The organism is Pseudomonas sp. BTN1 (assembly GCF_001907715.1).
In the GTDB taxonomy this organism is placed as follows: Bacteria; Pseudomonadota; Gammaproteobacteria; order Pseudomonadales; family Pseudomonadaceae; genus Aquipseudomonas; species Aquipseudomonas paracarnis.
Genome location: NZ_MPBM01000059.1, coordinates 1 through 17462, shown reverse-complemented (window position 1 = coordinate 17462; position 17462 = coordinate 1). Strand labels below are relative to the sequence as shown.

The window sequence follows — 17462 nt, the reverse complement described above, 5'->3', positions numbered from 1 at the left end:
GTTCTTTCGTTTTTTCAACTCCTATGAGCAGTACGGGCAGTGCTTGCTCGAGGATTACTTTCGCAATTATCTGGCGAACATGGATGAACGATTTGCCGCTACCGGCAATACAGCCCGTGAGCGGCTTATGGGATATTGGCAGAAATGGCTTGAAAGCTATTGTAAGCCCTGCGATGAGCAAAAGTGTCTTGTAGTTAAACTGAGCGCTGAGGTTGCAGATCTTTCGGAGGTTATGCGCCTCACTCTCCGTGACGGAACAGATCAGATAATTGAACGTATTTCTGGCTGTCTTGAGCAGGGTCAACTAGACGGTTCTTTGCCGCAAGGTGATGCTTACCGAACGGCCTTGGCGCTATACCAGCTTTGGCTTGGTGCAAGCCTGCTGAGCAAGCTGCACCGTAACAGTCGGTCGCTAGAAAATGCCATGGCTACTACTCTGATGATGCTGGTCCCTGAGGAGGCGTGATTACGAGATCGCCCACCCTCCCGCCTCGGTAGGGTGGCTTTTTTATGTGAAAAATAGCAGACTGGTCTAATTTTTCCGTTGATGCGGTTGTTTTTCCCCGCCATCCAAGGAGTGTGAAGATGTCTCAATCAAAGCAAATCAATCGAAGCGTTGTTCTGGCATCGCGTCCACATGGTGCGCCTGTCGAAGCGAATTTTCTTATTGAACAAGGTCCAATTCCTGAACCCGCAGAGGGGCAGGTACTTCTGCGTACTATCTATCTATCGCTAGACCCTTACATGCGTGGTCGCATGAGTGATGCGCCGTCCTATGCCCCTCCTGTCGAAGTGGGCGGAGTAATGGTGGGGGGCACTGTATGTCGTGTGGTTGCCTCAAAGCATCATGCCTATAAAGTGAATGACTGGGTGCTGTCTTTTAGTGGTTGGCAGGACTATGCGCTGTCTGATGGCAGCGACCTGACCCCTTTGGGCGATTCGCCAGCGCAGCCGTCTTATGCATTGGGCATATTTGGAATGCCAGGCTTCACCGCATACATGGGCTTACTGGATATTGGTCGGCCGCAGGCGGGTGAAACGCTGGTGGTGGCGGCTGCTACCGGGCCGGTCGGTGCGACTGTCGGGCAAATCGGCAAGATCAAGGGCTGTCACGTGGTCGGTGTGGCCGGAGGGGCGGAAAAGTGCCGGCATGCTGTCGAGGTGCTAGGTTTCGACGCCTGCCTCGATCATCGAGCGCCGGACTTCGCCGAACAACTGGCCAAGGCCTGCCCGTCGGGTATCGACATTTACTTCGAGAATGTCGGTGGAAAAGTCTTCGATGCTGTGCTGCCGCTGCTCAATGCCAAGGCCCGAGTGCCGGTCTGCGGAATTATTGCGCACTACAACGATACCGCTTTACCCGACGGGCCAGATCGCTCGCCTGCCTTGATGGGGGCTATTCTGCGTAAGCGTATTAAAGTCCAAGGCTTCATTATTTTTGATGATTACGCGCACCGCTACGACGAATTCTTTAACGATATGTCAAGCTGGTTTGCGCAGGGCCGGATTAAGTATCGTGAAGAATTGGTGAGTGGTCTAGAGGAGGCGCCTAAGGCCTTTATCGGCCTGCTAGAGGGGCGTAATTTTGGCAAGCTAGTGGTTCGGGTAAGTGAAGACTGATTGCCTGTTGTTGGAATGACAGTGTTTTTTGCTCTGCCAGCTCAAGCTCCTTGCTGGTAGGGCTTTTTTATTTAAAAAGATCCAGGCCACTAAGTACAAGTAATGCCTGTGGGGGGATTATGCACGCACGCAGTAAGCGCTCGCATCAAATAAACGCCGCGTTCTGGCGTGTACTGGTTGGCTGCTTGGGGCTTTACCCAACGCTTTTGTTGGTGCTGAGTATATTAGCCCCGCTGACCCGTGATTTGAGTTTCCCAGTAATGGTATTGGTGGAGGTGCTGGTATTGGTACCAATCACCCAGCTTGTCTCCTTTCCGCTGGCCGGGTGGTTGGTTGCCCGTTTAAGGCGGATTAATTCGTGAACGTATGAGGCTGTTTTGGCCTGCTTCCCATACCGCACCCACATGATTAAAGCGATAACTAAGGTTGTCGGCATTAAAAATACTAGTCTGAGGAATGAAGATGCAAACGCTAATCATCAATGGACAGTCGCACCAAGTCGACGTGCCGCAGGATATGCCTCTGCTTTGGGTCTTACGCGATGTGCTTGGCCTCACCGGGACAAAATACGGCTGTGGTATTGCTCAGTGTGGCGTTTGCACCGTGCATCTTGATGGTCAGCCGATACGTTCGTGCGTGACCCCTGTTGCTGCTTTGACGGGCCGCTCAATCACCACCATTGAAGCCATCGGTGAGACTGCTGTCGGTCAAGCCGTTCAACAGGCTTGGCTGGCGCATGAGGTGGTGCAATGCGGTTACTGTCAGTCAGGGCAGATCATGGCGGCCACTGCTCTGCTGCAGAGCCAGCCCGCGCCAGACGATCAGGCGATTGATGCTGCAATGGCAGGCAATCTTTGTCGCTGCGCCACCTACACCCGTATTCGCACAGCCATCCACAGTGTTGGCCGTGTAGAGGAGGCGTGAGATGAAGAAGACAATCGAAATGAATGTTGATATGTCCCGTCGCCGTCTCTTGCAAGGCAGCGGTATCGCGGTCGGCGGCTTGGTGTTGAGTACCTGGCTACCGCCGTTGGTGTCCAAAAGCGCTGCCTCCGAGGCTGCTGCCTTAGGCCGGCTGGGTGATCGCTCCGCTGAGGGGTTCGGGGCCTTTGTGCGGGTGGGCCCAGATGGCGTGGTCACGGTGATCTCGCCGAAGATTGAAATGGGTCAGGGCGCGCAAACTGGTATTGCAATGATGGTGGCGGAGGAGCTTGAGGTCGATTTGGATAAGGTAGTAATCCAGGAGGCCCCACCGAACTCCGCACTGTATACCGATACCCTGCTTCAGTTTCAGGCCACTGGTGGCTCGACCTCTACCCGTTACACCTGGGAGCCGCTGCGTCGGGCGGGCGCTACAGCGCGCATTCTGTTGATTCAGGCGGCAGCGCTGCAATGGCGCGTCGCGCCGAGCCTGTGTCATGCGCAGAATGGCCAGGTGTTTGGCCCCAAAGGCCTGCAGGCTGACTACGGCGATTTGGTCGAGGCCGCTGCGACGCTGCCGTTGCCCGACGCGGTGCCGCTGAAAACCCCCGAGCAGTTCAAGCTGTTGGGCACTCCCGCGCAACGCCTGGACACGCCCGCGAAGGTCAACGGCAAGGCGCGCTTTACCATTGACCTGCAAATCCCTGGGATGCTGGTGGCCTCCAGCATCACCTGTCCGGTGTATGGCGGACGGCTGCGTTCGGTTGATGAAACTGAGGCGCGACGGGTGTTAGGGGTGCGCGACATCGTGCGTTTGGACAATGCCGTGGCCGTTACCGCAAGTAACTTTTGGGCCTGCCAGCAGGCCATCAAAGCGTTAAAGATCGAGTGGGAACTTGGGTCGAACGCTACTATCGGATCAAAGCAACTGGACCAGGAGCTGCTAGCCGCAAGTAGCCGTGATGGCGTGGTCGCTAAGCGCACAGGCGATATTGAGCAAGCCAAACAGGGGTCTTCCAGCCAGTTCGAGGCCGTTTACGAGCAAGCGCTGTTGTCGCATTCGCCGCTTGAGCCCATGAGCTGCGTGGCCCATGTGCGTAAAGATGCGTGCGAGCTATGGGTGGGCACCCAAGTGCCGGTCTTCGCCCAACAGACGGCCGCCCAAGTCACCGGGCTGCCCTTGGAAAAAATCCAGGTGCACAATCAATTGATCGGTGGGGCATTTGGCCGGCGTCTGGAGTTCGACTTCATCACCCAAGCAGTGGCCATCGCGCGTCAGGTCGATTACCCGATCAAGCTGGTCTGGAGCCGTGAGGAGGACATGACCCACGACCTCTATCGGCCGCTCTATGCCGATCGTATGCAAGCCGCCCTCGATAAGCAGGGGCGTCCGCTGGGCTGGGAACACCGTATCGCTGGTGCCTCGATTCTCGCCCGCTATGCCGGCAGCTTGCCTCCCAGCGGCGTGGATGCCGATGCCGTTGAAGTCGCGGTGGAACCCATCTACCGCCTGCCGCATTTGCAGGTTCGCTATATCCGCCAGGAGCCGAGTGTCGTGCCCGTGTCCTGGTGGCGAGGCGTCGGCCCTCTGCGGGGGACCTATGCCCTTGAGTGTTTTATTGATGAGCTGGCGCACAATGCCAAGGCCGACCCGGTGGTCTACCGTTTGGAGCTGTTGGCGGACCAGCCACGTGCCCAGGCGGTGCTGCGCTTACTTGCTGAGAAGAGTGACTGGTACCAGTCTTTACCTGCTGGGCAGGGTCGGGGTGTGGCAGTAAGTTCGGTGTTTGGCAGCTATGTAGCAACTCTCGTTGAGCTTGAGATGCAGGGTGAATTTGGCTTGCGCATTAAACGCTTGATCAGTGTTGTGGACTGCGGCTTCGCGACTAACCCGACGTCGGTCTTGGCGCAGGTTGAAGGTGGGACATTATTCGGTCTGTCTGCTTCGTTGTTCAACGAAATTCTTATCGAGAACGGTCAGGTTCAGCAGACCAACTTCCACAACTATCGGCAGCTGCGCATAAGTGAGGCGCCAGCAGTTGAGGTGCACCTGCTGCCTAGCCTGGAAGCACCGGGCGGAGTCGGGGAAGCCGGTACTGCGCTGATCGGTCCAGCTTTGGTTAACGCTCTCTACGCTGCTTCCGGTACGCGCATTCGTCGGTTACCACTTAGCCGTGCTGGCTACTATCCGGTTTGAGGAGTTACTCATGAATTTGATAACAAGTTGGCTATTGCTCGCTAGCGGATTCCTGGTGGCGCAGTTTGCGTATGCGCAGGAGGACTTACTTGCCAGGGGCGAGTATCTTGCGCGCGCTGCAAATTGCGTGGCTTGCCATACCGTGCCCGGTGGTAAACCCTTCACCGGTGGTGTCGAATTTAAGCTGCCATTCGGCTCGCTTTTTTCGCCCAATATCACTCCAGATAAGCAAACTGGCATCGGAGCCTGGACTGATGATGAGTTCGTTAGCGCGCTGCGAACCGGCGTGGGGCGCGATGGCAAACACTACTATCCAGCATTCCCTTATACGTCCTACAGCAAGATGTCGCGTGACGACATCCTGGCCATCAAAAGCTATCTCGATAGCCTGGAGCCAATCGAGCAGGTGGCTCAAGAGAACCAGCTGAACTTCCCGTTCAATCAGCGTTGGGGGATGTTTTTCTGGAATATGCTGTTCCTGGACGACAAGCAATTTGAAACCGAGGCCCAGCACTCTACCGAGTGGAATCGAGGCAAATACCTAGTGGAAGGTCCTGGCCACTGTGGTGAGTGCCATTCGCCTCGGAACCTGTTCCAAGCTGTCAGCAAAGACCGTTCGCTTGCCGGTAACCTGATACAGGGTTGGAACGCTTACAACATCAGCTCTGACCCGATACATGGCGTCGGTGCCTGGCCCACGGACGTGCTGGCGCGTTACTTGAAGGACGGCGCGGCGCCAGGATTCGGGTTGTCCACCGGGCCGATGGCGGAGGTGGTGGAGCACAGTCTGAGCCATCTGACCGACGCCGATCGTCACGCGATCGCCGTTTATCTCAAGGACTCACCGGCGCGCAGCGAAGGTGTGGCTCGTCCGCAGCAGGCTAAGCTTGCACCGCAGGGGGGCGACAATGCCCTTGGCAATAAACTGTTCGCCGAAGCCTGTTCTAGTTGTCACCGCTGGGACGGGACCGGAAACCAGAGTCAGACTGCCATGCTACGGGGTCTAAAGACGGTCAACGATCCTGCCGCCAGTAATTTGCTGGGCATCCTGCTAAATGGGCATGGTTCGACCGACACCCGGGTAGATCGACGCATGCCGTCGTTCGGGACCATTTACTCCGACCAGGAATTGGCTGCGCTGAGCAGCTTCGTACTGAAGCGCTTTGGCGAGACTGGTGCGCAGGTATCGGAGCAAGCTGTGGCTAAGCGCCGTACCGAGTCCCTTCATTGAGCCGAGGTGCCTCATGTCTTGTCTGATTCCACTGCTGGATGTACTCCTGGCGGAGCGCAATGCTGGCCGAGAAGCGGTGCTTGCGACCGTGGTAAAAGTCGACGGCTCTGCGTATCGGCGACCAGGAGCGCGGATGCTAGTCTCGCGCTTCGGCAGGCCCGAGGGGACCATCAGTGGTGGCTGCCTGGAGGCGGAAGTCGCCAGAAAAGCCTGGTGGTTAACTGAAGCTGGGCCTGCACTGCGTAGCTACAGCACCTCCGAGGCGGATGAGGGCAGTGAGGAAGCGCTTAGTTTCGGGCTGGGCTGCAACGGTAAGGTTCACGTATTGTTCGAGCGGCTGCCTGCCAGTGGTCCTTGCGCGTTGATTACTGCGTTGCTTGGCGTTCGCGACACCCAGCAACCGGCGGCCATCGCCACGGTGATCGCCAGCTCGGCTGATGGTTCACACCGGTTAGGTGATCGCCTGTTATTAGTGTCAGGACAAAGCGCCGAGGGCGAGTTGCTGCAGTCGGCGCTGGCTGAGCAGATCAGGATTGATCTCCAACAGACCTTGGTGCGTGGAAAGTCATCCCGATATCTTTACCCGAATGGCACCGGCAAGATTGAAGTGCTTATGGAGTACCTGCCGCCCGTGCGGCGTTTGGTAGTGTTTGGTGCGGGCCATGATGCCCAGCCGCTGGTGCGCATGGCCAAGCTCTTGGGCTGGCATGTGACAATCATCGATGGGCGGTCACACTTTGCCCGAGCAGAGCGTTTTCCCGACGCTGACCAGGTGCTGGTTGGCGATGTTGAGCAACCTTTCGCCTACCGTGAACTTGTACGCGGCGCAGCGGTGGCGGTGATGACTCACAGCTTGGTGCAAGACGCGCACTGGCTGCAGGGAGTGTTGCACAGTGAGCCCTGTTATGTAGGGCAGTTGGGCCCGCGTGAGCGCACCGAGCGCCTGCTGGCCGGTATCCACGAGCAGCAGGGCGAGTTGCCAGGGCTGGCGTGTTTGCATTATCCGATTGGCCTGGACCTGGGCGGCGACACTCCGGAAAGCGTGGCTATGGCGATGCTGGCGGAAATTCAGGCGGTGCTCAATGGTCGCAATGGTGGCAGCCTGCGTTTCAGGTCCGCGAGTATCCATGATAGCGACCCAGTGCTGATCGCTAGCGAGACCGAAACCGAAATCGCTTTTGCTGCAGAGGCTTATCGGCGGTTCGCCGTGCAGCCTTGACGACTGATCAACCGAGGAACCTATCAGCGTGAATCAAACCATACGCGTTGTAGCGATACTGACCGCCAAAGGCGGCAAAGAGCAGCAGGTCGAGCAGATTCTGCGAGCTTGCGTGCAGCCCTCGCGGGCCGAAGACGTTTGCCTGTCTTACGTCCTGAGTCGGTGCATTGAACAGGTCGGACGGTTTGTCTTCGTCGAGCGCTGGGCAAGCCATGAGGCGATAGCGCTTCATCGGCAGATGCCCCATTACACGACCATGGCCAATGCCCTTGGCGAGCTGCTGAGCGATCGTCAGGTTTATGTGCTGGAGGCGTTGGCTGAGGATGGCGAGTCAGCCACTGGCTTCGACACGGACATGGCAGGGTGATCGTCGATCGACAGGGTCGGCGTTTCCGCAAACTTCGCCTGAGCCTCACGGCTGCCTGCAATTACGCCTGCACCTACTGTGTGGCCGATGGCCGCCGCTTGGTGGCCGCGCGTGATGAGCTGGCGGCCGCGTCGATGCTGCGCGCCGTCGAACTGCTCAGGGATGTCGCCGGTATCGACGCGCTGCGCATTACCGGCGGTGAGCCGCTGCTGAGTGATCGGCTGGAGCCTTTTCTGCAGGGCATCGGTGCGCTAGCGTTGCAGGACATCAGCCTGACCACTAATGGACAATTGCTGGCCGGCAAGTTGCCGTTATTGCGCAGCGCGGGCATCCAGCGGGTCAATGTGTCCCTCGACACACTTGACCCGCGCGCCTTCCGCAAGATCGCAAAGGGCGGCGATCTGCAGACTGTGCTTAACGGCATTGAGCTGGCGCGTCGATCTGGTATGAGCATCAAAATCAATATGGTGCCGATGCGTGGCAGCAACCTCGACCAGGTCATGCCCATGTTGGCGTTCTGCCTGGAGCAGGGCTACGAATTGCGCTTTATCGAGCTGATGCGCATGGGCCATCTGGCCCAGCATGCAGAGGCTTTTCGTACCCAGTTCGTCGGCCAGCGCGAGCTGCTGGAGCTTATCGGCGAGTGTTATGTCTTCACACAAACCGAGGCAGCGCTAGATGCCACTGCGCTGCGTTATAGCGTGGGCGAGCGCGGGGCGTTCGGTATTATTGCCAACGAAAGCGCGCCCTTTTGCCGGAGCTGCAGTCGTCTGCGGTTGTCGTCTACGGGCTGGTTATACGGATGCCTATCATCCAATCGCGGACATTTTATGGGCGCGCTGTTGGATCTGCCGACTGAGCAGGCGCAGCCGCAACTGAAAGGGTTGCTCAGTCGTGCGCTGCAGGACAAACAAGACGCCACTTTTACCGGCAGTGCCCTGATTATGAAATCGGTGGGTGGCTAAGGTCGGCCGGCTTGTCGACGTCCAGCAGGATGCCCCTATCAGCAAGCGTCACTTCTATCACCTGTTGCGCATGGGTGGCGATTAAAGCCTTGGCCCCATTCTCCCCTTGCAGTTGCATCAGCTCCGGCCAAAAGCGCCGGCCGAACAGCACGGGGTGTCCGCGCTGGCCATCGCAGTAAGCGACAACAATATGTTCAGCGTGCGCATGCGCGCGCAACTGCAATAGCGTTGCGAGAGTAATCCACGGCATATCCCCGAGCAGCACCGCCACCGCAGTGGCCTGCGTATTTGCCAGGCTCTGGATGCCGGCGGCCAGGCTTGAGCCCATGCCCTGTTTGGCGTGGGCCGCACGTACCAGATGAATGCCATGCGGAATAGCCAAGGCCTCTGCATCATCCTCAGCCTTTAATACGACTCGAACATCGCTGAAGGCTTCTTTCGCGCGCAACAACGTCGCGCGCAAAAGGCTGTTGCCGTCTGCCAGCTGGGCAAGGCGTTTGTCGCTGCCGAAGCGTTGCCCGGAGCCGGCGGCGAGAACTAGGCCGACATACTCAGGCTTGCGGTGCGGTTCTGTCATGTTGAAAAAATCCTATGCTGCCCCCTGAAGAAGAAGGTCGGCCGTAAAAGACCACTAGGAGGCTTCGCGCTTCTCTCTGGAATGTGCAGTATTTTGCGTATACCGCTCCGGTTTCAGAGTGATTAAGTGACAGTTTGGCGAAACCAAAGTGCGTTTCCACTGGGTAGTGAAGAACGCCGCGCCACAGGTCAAGTTGTTCGATCTGTCGAACCTGCACATGTCCTGGCTGGCCGGTATTTGCTGATCACCCCAGGCGAGATGGGGGCGTAATGCAGAGTATGCCCGCTACCAAATGCTCGCTGCGGCTAAAAACTCATAAATGAACGGGTTAGTTGATCGTTACTTGGTCAGATTGCTGTTTTTGAAATCGGCAAGCACTGAAATCAGCCAGAAATACAAGGTTTCTTCAGCCTTAGATTTTTTCTTGCAGCGCTTTGAAAAAGGCATCGATATTTTCGTCGTGGCGTTTGTAGTAGGTCCAGGGGCCGATCCGCTGCGATGTCACCAATTGCGCGCGCTGCAGAGCTGCGAGATAAAGCGATGTGGTGGACTGCGAGAGGCCCGTGCGCTCTTGGATGATACTGACGCACACGCCTACCGTTTCTGGGTCGACCTCCTGCTCTGGAAAGATTGTCCTGGGATCCTTGAGCCAATTGAGGATGGCAAGGCGCATCGGGTTTGCCAATGCTTTCAGTGCTTCGTTGACGTCAATGGTCATGGAATGTTGATACCTGTTTTTTGCGATATTTAGATATCTTCCGGGTTTGCGCAGAAAAATGGAAGGTATTGACGTGACCTCTGCGCCCGCCGTCTGTTGCAAGGACTGGCCGCTCCTGGCTGAAGTATTGTTGCTCTGTCAGGCAGCACTATCAGAAGCCTGGACGCCGAATTGCGGGACGATATGCTTGCCAAGTTCCTCGATAACCTCTGCTGCGGGGCGTTTACCATACTTGAGGTTCAGGATGACGTGATCTACACCGATTTCCTGAAGTGTATCCAGCAAGGCCCGAAGGTGGTTACGTCCTAGTCGAAATCCTAGATGGATATGCGAGGGCGGCGTGGACGGGTGTTCGTCCAGGTCGATATAAAGCGATTGCAAGAACGGCTTGTAGATAGTGCCACACTGTTTAACTATTTCCTGTCGCCAATCCTCCACGATCAGTCGCTGTATTTTTGGCGGACGTGGATAGTTGATCCATCCATGGCTTTCACGTGCGATCCAATCGAGCGGCTGGCGGCTGTGTCCGGTTACGAATAGCGGTATTTCCCGAGTCGTAGGTTTGGGAACGAGGTCGGCCCCCACTAACTCGCCGCCACTCCAGCGAATGGGCTCGAAGTGTGTTCGATGGGCTTGGCGTATCACATTGAAGTTTTCTTGAAAGGTCTCGCCACGCTTTTCTGGATCAATGCTGAATGCGGGAAACTCCACGGGACGATCGCCAGAGGCTACTCCCAGGAGCAAGCGACCTCCGCTCAACTGATCAATGCTCGCTGCGGCCTTTGCCGTGTGCAAGGGATTACGCAAAGTAAGGGCGATGGAGGCGGTACCTAGTGCGATTTCTGTTGTATGGGCTGCCATGTAGCCCAGATACACCCAAGGGTCGAAAACCTGGCCGACATCGCCGAAGCTTGGGTCCCTGAGTGGGACGTCGCGAAACCAGAGCGCCGAAAAACCAAGTGCCTCTGCACGTTTGGCCAGCGCGACCTGATCTAGCATGCTCGGTGTATCACCTTCGAAAGCCTCTAGGGGAAAGAACAGCCCAAGGCTTAGATGACCCTGCCTGAAGGTTCGTTTGAATCCCCTATGCTCTTGGTAGGGGATCGTGCTCGGTTGGTACATGCTTAACTTCCTCGGTCAGCAAACGCTGAGCCACGCCCCTGAGTTATGGGGCGTGGCATTGAGCGTTTAGGATTTGTAAGTCGGGTAGTCGGTGTAGCCCTTATCGGTACCGCCGTACATGCTGCTTGGATCAACTGGGTGAAGCGGCCAGTTGTTGGCGATACGAGCGGGCAGGTCGGGGTTCGCAATGAAGGGGCGACCAAAAGCGATCAGGTCGCCCCAGCCAGCTTTTATCACGCGATTTCCTCGTTCAGCGGTGTACTTGCCGGCATAGAGAATCTTGCCGCTGAAGGTCTTACGAACATCTTCCCGGAACGTCTCAGGCAGCTCGGGTGCGTTTTCCCAATCGGCTTCGGCGAGCGACAGGTAGGCAATGCCCACTTCCTCGAGGATCTTCACTGCCTCGATGTAGGTTTGGTGAGGATCTTCTTCGACCAGGCCAAGGTATACGCGGTCTTCGTCTGTGGTCGCGAACAGCGGGGCGAAGCGAACTCCCATGCGCTCCTTGCCGACGACACCAGCAACGGCCAGGGTGATTTCGCGCAGGAAGCGAAGACGGTTCTGCAGCGAACCGCCATATTCATCATCACGCTGGTTGGTATGGGCCGAAATGAACTGGTTTACCAGGTACCCGTTCGCGCAGTGAAGCTCCACCCCGTCAAAACCTGCGTCCAAAGCATTTCGGGCTGCTTGGGCGTAGAGCTCAACCAGTTCCTTTACCTCCTTGGTGGACAGGGCTCGGGGGGTCGATGGGTCGGCCAGTGCACCCGTGCCGGGGCCAGTTTCGATGAACACCTTGACGTTGTCCGCGCGGATGGCTGATGGCGCGACGGGCGCTTCACCACCGGGTTGCAGCGATGTGTGCGACACGCGGCCTACATGCCAAAGTTGAGCAAAGATCACCCCCCCTTCGGCGTGAACAGCGTCGGTGACCTTACGCCAGCCTTGTATCTGTTCTGGGCTATGAATGCCGGGTGTCCAGGCATAACCCTGTCCTCGGGGTTCGATCTGTGTGCCCTCGGTCACCATGAAGCCAGCACCGCTGCGCTGACGGTAATATGTGGCCATTAGGTCGTTCGCAATATTGCCGGGTTGGGAGCTGCGCGAACGCGTCAGTGGCGGCAGAACGATACGGTTCTTGAGGGTGTATGGGCCCAGCTGAGTGGTTTTAAAAAGTTCTGATTGTGTCATTTCGTTTACCTGCATATCTAAAATATTCGATGTTATAGGTCAAAAAAACATGGATCAGCGAGGTCAGAAGAGCCCGAGCGGTGCTTCGTTGAGGCTGACGTAGATGTTCTTCTTCTGGCTGTAGGCTTCCAGCATTGACTTGTGAGTTTCCCGTCCTAGGCCAGATTTCTTATAGCCACCAAAGGGGGCGTGGGCAGGGATCTCATGGTAGGTATTTACCCACATACGTCCGGTTTCCACCGCGCGTGCCACACGTAACGCCCGGTTGATGTCTTGGGTCCAGACTGCGCCCGCTAGGCCGTACTCGGAGTCGTTGGCCATGGCGATGACCTCCGCTTCATCCTTGAAAGGAATGACGCACAGAACAGGGCCGAAAATTTCCTCGTAGGCGACGCGCATATCGTTGCGAACACCGACCAGAATCGTTGGCTGGATGAAGAAGCCGGCATCGTAATCGGCACCTGTAAGGCGACCGCCGCCGATCAGTACCTCGGCACCTTCCTGTTTGGCGATATCAACGTAGCCGAGGATCCGTTCCATCTGGGTCTTGCTGACCTGTGCGCCCATCATGGTGTCTGGGTTCAATGGGTCACCCACACGCACAGCTTCGAACTTATGCTTGAGCTCAGCCAGGAATTGCTCGTAGATGGACTCGTGAACGAACAGCCGTGCGCCGGATTCGCAGACTTGGCCTTGGTTCCACAGGATGGCGAGGACTGCGCCTTCCACGGCCTTGTCCCAGTTCGCATCGGGGAAAACGATGTTGGCTGACTTGCCGCCCAGTTCAAGGGTGGCAGGAATGATTTTCTTCGCTGCCGCATTGGCGACGAGTTCGCCGACACGCGTCGAGCCAGTGAAGGCAAGCTTGCGCAGGTCTGGATGATCCAGTAGGGCCTGGCCAACTGAGGTGCCTAAGCCTGTGACGATGTTGACCACGCCGGCCGGAAGTACCTTGGCGAAGATCTTCGCCAGTTCAAGGATGGTTACCGGGGTTAGCTCAGAAGGTTTGATGACTACGGTGTTACCCGCCGCGATGGCTGGAGCGATCTTCCAGGCGGCCATAAGAAGCGGGAAGTTCCACGGAATCACTTGGCCCACGACGCCGAGGGGTTCACTGAGAGCGATGCTGAGTGTTTGCTCATCCAGCATGACCGCCTCATCCGATTGGCTGCGGATTGCGCCGGCGAAGTAGCGGAAATGATCAATCGCCAGTGGGATGTCGACGGAGCGACTTTCACGAATGGGTTTGCCTACATCAAGGGTTTCCAGAACGGCGAACCGATCGGCATCGGCTTCCAGCAGGTCGGCGATCTTCAACAACGCATTGGCGCGTTCCGCTGGCGAGGTGGTACGCCAGGTCACGAAGGCGCGTTTTGCGGCCTGCACCGCGCGGTCGACGTCGGCAGCTGTGGCGTTTGGGATGTTGGTGAGAATTTTTCCGTTGGCGGGGTTGATAATGTCGAGGGTTTCACCATTTTCGGCCGCCACCCACTGGTTGTCGATAAACAGGCCGTAGCTGTTGTCGGGAAGGTAGCTCGGATGGGTATCACTGGAATTTTGCATGGGTTACCTCCTGAGGTAAGTGCGATGGGTTTGGTTGAGATTATTTGAGATATTGATATATGTCAATATGTAGTTGTGTATTCGCGCAGGCATTCCTATCGCCGCACTTTTTCAGCCTGCTTCTGGATCGGCGGGGAGCGCGCTGTGCTGCGCGCCAGGCTTGGCAACGTAGTCCAGCCCCCCCCCGATCTCTTCATCAAAGAGGGGGGGGGCTGCTGCATAAAAGCACTGAGGCCTGTTTGCATTGAGGTGAAGATGTAAGTCAGAACGGCGCGTCGATATCCATGACGTTAATCAGCTTGTGGTTGACGAATTCCTTGATTCCCAAACCAATCAGCTCGCGACCGTAACCAGATCTTTTGATTCCGCCGAAAGGTAGGTCGGCTTTCGATGACGTTGGGTGATTGACGAACACCATGCCTGTCTCGATGCGCTTAGCAACCTCAACACCATGCTGGGCGTCTGCGGTGAATACCGAACCACCGAGCCCGAACGGAGAGTCGTTGGCGATAACTATCGCGTCTTCTTCGTCTTTAGCTCGTAAGATCATCGAGACTGGACCGAAGAACTCCCAGTAGTAGGCAGGGTTATCAGGCGTCAGGTTGGTCAGAATGGTCGGTTGAACAAATGCACCCTTGCTTGGTACCTTGGGCCCAACCTCGGTGGCCGTAGCACCGTAGTTGACTGCTTCACGAATCTTCGCGCGGATTTCGTCGGCGGCAGTTTGAGATGACAGGGGGGCTAGATTTGTTTCCGGATCGAACGGGTCGCCGGCCTTCAGTTGTGCTACACCTTCGGCATAAAGGCGCAGGAACTCATCGTAGACTTCTTCCACTACAATCATGCGTTTGGATGATATGCACACCTGTCCAGCATTCCAGTGACGGCCTACAACAGCCCACTTCACGGTCTTTTTCAGTTCAGCGTCGCGCAGAACTATGAAGGCATCTGCCCCCCCCAGTTCCAATGTAGATTTCTTCAGTGCCTTGCCAGCCTGGGAGGCGATGATGGCACCTGCGCCTTCGGAACCGGTCAGTGCCACCCCGTGTACTCGAGAGTCGTTGAGGATTGTCTCGATTTGCTGGCGATTTGCGTACATGTTGCTGAATGCGCCAGCAGGTAGACCAGCATCAAGCAGTAGTTGTTCGAAAGCTTCGGCACATTGCGGTACGTTTGAAGCATGTTTGAGCAGCACGGTATTACCCGCTGCCAACTGTGGTGCGAGAATGCGAGCAATTTGATAGTAAGGAAAGTTCCATGGTTCAATGGCCAGGATAGTGCCCAACGGCTCATGGACCAAGATTGCTTCACCCTCGGCTGGGTCGGCTACCGGCAGCTTCTGCGGAGTTAACAAAGCTTCTGCATGTTTAACGTAATACTCAAAGATACTTGCTGAGATTTCTACTTCACCTAATGCTTCGGCAGTGATCTTGCCCATTTCCAGTGTTAGCAACCGGGCATAGTCGTTTGCTCGCGCGCGCAGCAGGTCGGCAGCTCGCTGAAGGACGGCCCCACGCTCTGCGATTGAGCAATTCTTCCAGACAAGAAATGCGTTGTGAGACGCCTCAAGAGCCTGTTCAATCTGAATATCTGTTGCATCTGGAAAACTTTTTAGAACTTCACCTGTATAGGGATTAACGGATGCGTATGCCATGCTGTTTCTCCAGTAATTTTAAGTAAATTTGATTTGTTAATGAGGCTGGTAAGTAGACAGGACCTAAACTGCGGGAATATTTTGGTGCATTTACTAATGATTGATGCCATCAATCAGGAATACTCTGTAAACCGCACCTTTAAGACGATGTTGCAGTGCCTCTTGGTAGGCGGGGCTGGAGTACCACTCTCGAGCTGCTGCTATGTCCGGAAATTGAAGAATGACTGCGCCCTCAATCGGTCCGCCTTCGAGCACCTCCAGTTGGCCGTAGAAGGCCAATGGTGTGAGGTTCCGACCCTGGCGTGCCGCCGGTGCTTTACGGGCATAGAGTTTCAACTCAGCCTCGTCTGTGGTGTGTTCACGTGTGAAGACTACGTAGGCGGACATTGACGTAGTCTCAGGCCAACAGTTTGAGCAGCGAGTGAGCCGTAGCTTCAGAGGAAGCTGGGTTCTGGCCAGTTACGAGCAACCCATCGACTTCGACATGAACGCTCCAGTCAGCACCCTTGGTATAGCGCCCACCATTTGCCTTGAGCATATCCTCTACCAGGAAAGGCACGATTTGAGTTAGACCCACCGCAGCCTCCTCGCTATTGCTGAAACCGGTTACTGTCTTGCCTGCAACCAGAGGTTTGCCATCTACACACTTGACATGGCGCAAAACCGCTGGTGCGTGACAAACCGCTCCGACAGGTTTGCCGGATTGGATTGATTGCTCGATCAGAGAGATAGAAAAGGTGTTCTCCGCAAGATCCCACAGTGGGCCATGGCCGCCAGGGTAGAACACCGCATCAAACTCGGAACTGATCACGTCGCTCAGTTTCTCGGTGTTGGCCAGCGCGTGAGTGGCGACTGAATCGGTCTGAAAGCGACGGGTGGCGTCTGTCTGGAAGTCGGGCTCATTGCTCTTTGGGTCGATGGGTGGTTGACCGCCTTTCGGCGATGCTAGGGTCACTTGCACGCCAGCGTCGATGAAGGCGTAGTAAGGCGCGGCCAGCTCTTCGAGCCAGAAACCGGTCTTCTCGCCAGTGTCACCAAGCTGGTCGTGGGAAGTCAGAACGAGGAGAATCTTCATGTCGTATACCTTGCAGTTGTGCATGCTTGTGGATGTTTTGTAATGCGCTGCCTGTGTGGATAAGCAGTGCTGGAGGTTGGCTTATAGGCTCGCTTCAAGCACACGGCGGCTGACGTCTAAACTGACGTTGTTGTGTTCGCCGAGTGCGGTGAGGTGGTGTGTGTCGAGCTGGTTTATTAGCGCATCTATAGCGTCAGTGCCGAGCTTGTAGGCGGATAAGTGCGTCGGTAAGCCCAGGCTCTCGAAGAACATCCGGGTCTGTTGTATGGCCATGTCAATCCGTTGTTCTTTGTCCCCTTGGCTGATCTGCCAAACCCGCTCGGCGTACTGCAGCAGCTTCGCGCGCTTGGCTTCACGACGAATCTCTAGGTTCGCAGGAAGTACGATGGCCAGGGTCCGTGCGTGATCGATGCCGTACAGCGCGGTGAGCTCATGGCCGATCATGTGGGTGGACCAGTCCTGTGGTACGCCCGCTCCGATCAGGCCATTGAGCGCCAAAGTGGCCGTCCACATGAGGTTGGCACGCGTGCTGTAGTCCGCGGACTCTTTCAGTACAAGGGGGCCAATTTCGATCAGCGTTTGTAAAAGACCTTCGGCAAAACGATCTTGGACGCGCGCATCGATTGGGTAGGTCAGGTACTGCTCAATGACATGCACGAACGCATCGACAACGCCGTTTGCGAGTTGACGGGTGGGGAGGGTTTGGGTTTTGGTGGGATCGAGAATCGAGAATTGTGGAAACATGTAAGCGCTTCGAAACGGCAGCTTGTCTTGTGTCGCCCGGCGAGTAACCACAGCCTGCCTTGTTCGTTTCCGGGCCAGTTTCCGGTTGGGTTAGAACGGTGCCAAATGGCAGCGCTCGTCTAATACTTTCACCCCGCGTTTCCAGAATGTCCCAAGCATCACCCTCGTAGCCAACAGCAGCGGCAACGAACTTGGTTCCATCGATTCCCGCACCTCCCCCGCCACCCACCAGAAATTCCAACCGCTGGGTTCGAACCTTCTCAACACCCTTTATTACCGTTTCATATCTTTGTTTTTT

Annotated in this window: 17 protein-coding genes and 1 pseudogene; 8 read left to right on the top strand and 10 right to left on the bottom strand. The window is 56.4% G+C overall.

Going from position 1 to position 17462, the window contains the following annotated elements:
• The 8 genes from BMH52_RS25345 to BMH52_RS25305 all read left to right on the top strand — a co-directional run.
• A partial coding sequence (locus tag BMH52_RS25345) for a TetR family transcriptional regulator C-terminal domain-containing protein (RefSeq protein ID WP_073845428.1) occupies positions 1-466 on the top strand: 466 nt, incomplete at its 5' end.
• 119 nt (positions 467-585) lie between these two features.
• Positions 586-1620 (top strand): NADP-dependent oxidoreductase, encoded by a 1035-nt coding sequence (locus tag BMH52_RS25340; RefSeq protein WP_010562380.1) that lies wholly within the window; start codon positions 586-588, stop codon positions 1618-1620.
• A 462-nt stretch (positions 1621-2082) separates the two neighbouring features.
• Complete coding sequence (locus tag BMH52_RS25330; RefSeq protein ID WP_010562382.1) at positions 2083-2544, top strand: (2Fe-2S)-binding protein; 462 nt, start codon at positions 2083-2085, stop codon at positions 2542-2544.
• A 1-nt stretch (position 2545) separates the two neighbouring features.
• Positions 2546-4738, top strand: coding sequence for a molybdopterin cofactor-binding domain-containing protein (locus BMH52_RS25325; RefSeq protein WP_010562383.1), 2193 nt, complete (start codon positions 2546-2548; stop codon positions 4736-4738).
• A gap of 10 nt (positions 4739-4748) precedes the next feature.
• A complete protein-coding gene (locus BMH52_RS25320) occupies positions 4749-5969 on the top strand; it encodes a cytochrome c (protein WP_038443637.1) in 1221 nt (406 codons plus the stop codon).
• 13 nt (positions 5970-5982) lie between these two features.
• Entirely contained in the window at positions 5983-7188 is a 1206-nt protein-coding gene (locus tag BMH52_RS25315; RefSeq protein WP_038443635.1) for an XdhC family protein, read from the top strand.
• A gap of 28 nt (positions 7189-7216) precedes the next feature.
• A complete protein-coding gene (locus BMH52_RS25310) occupies positions 7217-7555 on the top strand; it encodes a putative quinol monooxygenase (protein WP_073845426.1) in 339 nt (112 codons plus the stop codon).
• Positions 7552-8520, top strand: coding sequence for a GTP 3',8-cyclase MoaA (locus BMH52_RS25305; RefSeq protein ID WP_045057437.1), 969 nt, complete (start codon positions 7552-7554; stop codon positions 8518-8520). Before BMH52_RS25310 ends, BMH52_RS25305 begins: the two co-directional genes overlap by 4 nt.
• On the opposite strand, the gene BMH52_RS25300 is transcribed toward BMH52_RS25305, so the two are convergent.
• From BMH52_RS25300 to BMH52_RS29760, 10 genes and pseudogenes are all read right to left on the bottom strand, one after another.
• Positions 8498-9097, bottom strand: a complete 600-nt coding sequence (locus BMH52_RS25300; RefSeq protein WP_038443632.1) for an NTP transferase domain-containing protein — start codon at positions 9095-9097, stop codon at positions 8498-8500. The genes BMH52_RS25305 and BMH52_RS25300 overlap by 23 nt on opposite strands.
• Positions 9098-9509: 412 nt before the next feature.
• Positions 9510-9815, bottom strand: a complete 306-nt coding sequence (locus tag BMH52_RS25295; protein ID WP_010562390.1) for a helix-turn-helix transcriptional regulator — start codon at positions 9813-9815, stop codon at positions 9510-9512.
• A gap of 138 nt (positions 9816-9953) precedes the next feature.
• On the bottom strand, positions 9954-10937 hold the full coding sequence (locus BMH52_RS25290; protein ID WP_010562391.1) for an LLM class oxidoreductase: 984 nt from the start codon (positions 10935-10937) through the stop codon (positions 9954-9956).
• A 66-nt stretch (positions 10938-11003) separates the two neighbouring features.
• Entirely contained in the window at positions 11004-12128 is a 1125-nt protein-coding gene (locus BMH52_RS25285; RefSeq protein ID WP_045057438.1) for an alkene reductase, read from the bottom strand.
• A gap of 63 nt (positions 12129-12191) precedes the next feature.
• Positions 12192-13691, bottom strand: coding sequence for an aldehyde dehydrogenase family protein (locus tag BMH52_RS25280; protein WP_010562393.1), 1500 nt, complete (start codon positions 13689-13691; stop codon positions 12192-12194).
• A gap of 262 nt (positions 13692-13953) precedes the next feature.
• Positions 13954-15345: an NAD-dependent succinate-semialdehyde dehydrogenase gene (locus tag BMH52_RS25275; protein WP_073845424.1), complete on the bottom strand. Its 1392-nt coding sequence runs from the start codon at positions 15343-15345 to the stop codon at positions 13954-13956.
• Between the two features lie 93 nt (positions 15346-15438).
• Positions 15439-15732: a DUF1330 domain-containing protein gene (locus BMH52_RS25270; RefSeq protein ID WP_010562395.1), complete on the bottom strand. Its 294-nt coding sequence runs from the start codon at positions 15730-15732 to the stop codon at positions 15439-15441.
• A gap of 10 nt (positions 15733-15742) precedes the next feature.
• Entirely contained in the window at positions 15743-16420 is a 678-nt protein-coding gene (locus BMH52_RS25265; RefSeq protein ID WP_038443625.1) for a type 1 glutamine amidotransferase domain-containing protein, read from the bottom strand.
• Between the two features lie 81 nt (positions 16421-16501).
• Entirely contained in the window at positions 16502-17215 is a 714-nt protein-coding gene (locus tag BMH52_RS25260; protein ID WP_073845422.1) for an iron-containing alcohol dehydrogenase, read from the bottom strand.
• A 73-nt stretch (positions 17216-17288) separates the two neighbouring features.
• Positions 17289-17393 (bottom strand): annotated as a pseudogene (locus tag BMH52_RS29760) (hypothetical protein); the annotation flags it as partial.
• Between the last annotated feature and the right edge of the window lie 69 nt (positions 17394-17462).